3 protein-coding genes and 1 pseudogene are annotated in these 2,090 nt (G+C 50.2%); 1 reads left to right on the top strand and 3 read right to left on the bottom strand.

Translation table 11 applies throughout. The features are described from left to right. Positions 1–205: DUF935 domain-containing protein (locus KDK14_RS02680; RefSeq protein ID WP_257263478.1), on the top strand; the 205-nt coding region annotated here is incomplete at its 5' end. Between the two features lie 320 nt (positions 206–525). Here the strand turns inward: KDK14_RS02680 and KDK14_RS02675 are convergent. From KDK14_RS02675 to KDK14_RS02665, 3 genes and pseudogenes are all read right to left on the bottom strand, one after another. Next, positions 526–1,122, bottom strand: a complete 597-nt coding sequence (locus tag KDK14_RS02675) for a tRNA-uridine aminocarboxypropyltransferase (protein WP_257263479.1) — start codon at positions 1,120–1,122, stop codon at positions 526–528. Between the two features lie 142 nt (positions 1,123–1,264). Next, entirely contained in the window at positions 1,265–1,540 is a 276-nt protein-coding gene (locus tag KDK14_RS02670) for a YfcZ/YiiS family protein (protein ID WP_257263477.1), read from the bottom strand. 93 nt (positions 1,541–1,633) lie between these two features. Continuing rightward, positions 1,634–2,059: pseudogene (locus tag KDK14_RS02665) on the bottom strand (nucleoside recognition domain-containing protein); the annotation flags it as partial. Between the last annotated feature and the right edge of the window lie 31 nt (positions 2,060–2,090).

The following is a 2,090-nucleotide window of genomic DNA, read 5'->3' as shown; positions in this document are numbered from 1 at the left end:
CAAAGCCGCAGCGGAATTTATTAAAGAGCAGTTAAATAGCCGCAGCTTTGATGACATTTCCGACAAGATGCTATTGGGTGTTTTCTATGGGTATGCAGTAGCTGAGTGTCTGTGGGCATACGATGGCAGTCGTATCGTTCTGGATGCCATACAAAGCGACAGCGGTGTAGTGATACCAGATAACGTCATTATTGAGTTGATCTAAGCGGCCAGATCGGGCACCGCCGACTATGACGCCCTTTGCCAGCGTATGGACAAGGCCATCAGCAAAGTGATCCTGAGCCAGACCATGACTACGGATGATGGCAGCAGCGACAATTTCCCGGACTGAATAACATGATGAAGTTATTCCGGGAATATTCCCAAGGAATAGTCACTGGATAATTTCCGCATTTTGGAACCTCCATTCGTCCTGAGCCTGTCGAAGGACGTAAACTTCGAAGCAGGATTAGATCGTGCTTCGACTCCACTCAGGATGAACGGAGATTTTGCACATCAAACTCATCGAAATGGTGTACAGGTCGGTCAACCATTTTCCTGTGGATAATTTTTCTTGAAAACTTCCTGCCCCATGGCGTTGATTTGCCGGTCAATCATCAGGCTGAATGTGTCCAGCAGCTGCTGATGCGCCTTGCTATCCCGACTGGCCTGACGCAGCAGGGTAACAGTGGCTTCTACCGTTGATAACGCACCTGCTCCGGAGGCTTTGCGAATGCGATAGTCAGAAATGGCAAGATCGGTGAGTTCAATGCCGGGGAGTTGTTGTAGTGGTGGGTTTCGGCAATAGATCTTTTTGGCCTTTCGCCAGGTTCCATCCAGGATGATCAGTACTTCCGGCATCGCTGCTCGCAGAATGTCCTGGCTGGCCCGGGCATGAGCCCCCGGAAAAAGCAGATAGCAGTCCTTTTCTGCCAGCGTTTTTTGCAGTTGCCCATGACCGGAAAAATCTTCACCCACCCATATCTCACAATTATCGATACCCAGTGCCACAATGCGGGCCGTATTCAATGGGTGTCTGGATTCCCGGGGGTGCTGCAGAATAATAATATCCATGCAGGCGGTTTCTTCTTGCAGCGCTGCACAGTAACACTGCGTTTTTGGGCGCTGGCATCGAGAACACATGGATCTCGGCATGAGTGTTACCGCCTGACGTTGTTGCCGGCAGGCTGTTCTAGAATAGTGAGAAAAGTGGATAACAGGCGAACAGTTATACCATTCGCCCGATTAGCAATATTTTTGTTATCTGTATTTTTTGCCCGCAGAGTCAAGCATTCCTCATCTGAAAAATCAGCTTTTCAGCGGTGCAGTCAAACTGAAACATGGCGCGAATTGCTGTCTGACCATGTTCATCAACGGTTTCAGCAGAGATTTTGCAGTTACCGGAACCGATTTTTGCCGCCTCTTCTTTCAGGGCAGCAAATCGTGATTCAGCATCGACGCCAGAGAGGTCGATGGTCAACACGGTATCGTCTTCCCTGATAAGGGTGCCCACTTCCACGCAGTTACAGGCCAAGCTTTCGAATTGGTCTTTCTTGTTCATGGCAATTTACCCTGAAAAATACAGCCTTCCAGACGAAACAAGCGGGGGAAATCCCCAGCTTGCAGTGATTGGATCATAACGTTGAATAGTGATTCACACCAGCAGATTCATGACAAACATGGCCATCAGGGCGTTCAGGATACAGATACCAAACATAATGGGATAATGGCGACCCTCCGTCCCGATAACACCAAGAATACGACCAGCGTATTGTATGGTGGAACCCATCAGGTAAATAGCAGGTGCCAGAATAGCAATGTCCCGAGCGTGCAGGGCACCTTCATTCAACAGGCCTACGGCAACACCAACACCCCCACCCATGGACATAACCGCCGCCATCAGTACCGCTGCCCCTTCCCCGGGCACCCCGAACAGCGCCATAACCGGGCCAAACACGGTGGCCAGAACACTCAGAAAACCGGTAAGGGACAGAATCTTGATGATCACAAAAGCCATCATGATGTTCGGGATGATGCTCCCGATACCGATGCCCCAGCCTTTACGGGCACCTTCAACAAAGACGTCACTGGTGGCATGTCAGCTTTCCGTG

The sequence above is a fragment of the Endozoicomonas sp. ONNA2 genome (genome assembly GCF_024606365.1).
In the GTDB taxonomy this organism is placed as follows: domain Bacteria; phylum Pseudomonadota; class Gammaproteobacteria; order Pseudomonadales; family Endozoicomonadaceae; genus Endozoicomonas.
The sequence above is the reverse complement of the archived record's forward strand: the minus strand, read 5'-3'. Positions and strand labels throughout refer to the sequence as shown.

Excerpts from the sequence above, each read along its gene's own strand:
- KDK14_RS02675 (WP_257263479.1), bottom strand. The coding sequence starts at position 1,122 with ATGTGTTCTCGATGCCAGCGCCCAAAAACGCAGTGTTACTGTGCAGCG.
- KDK14_RS02670 (WP_257263477.1), bottom strand. The coding sequence starts at position 1,540 with ATGAACAAGAAAGACCAATTCGAAAGCTTGGCCTGTAACTGCGTGGAA.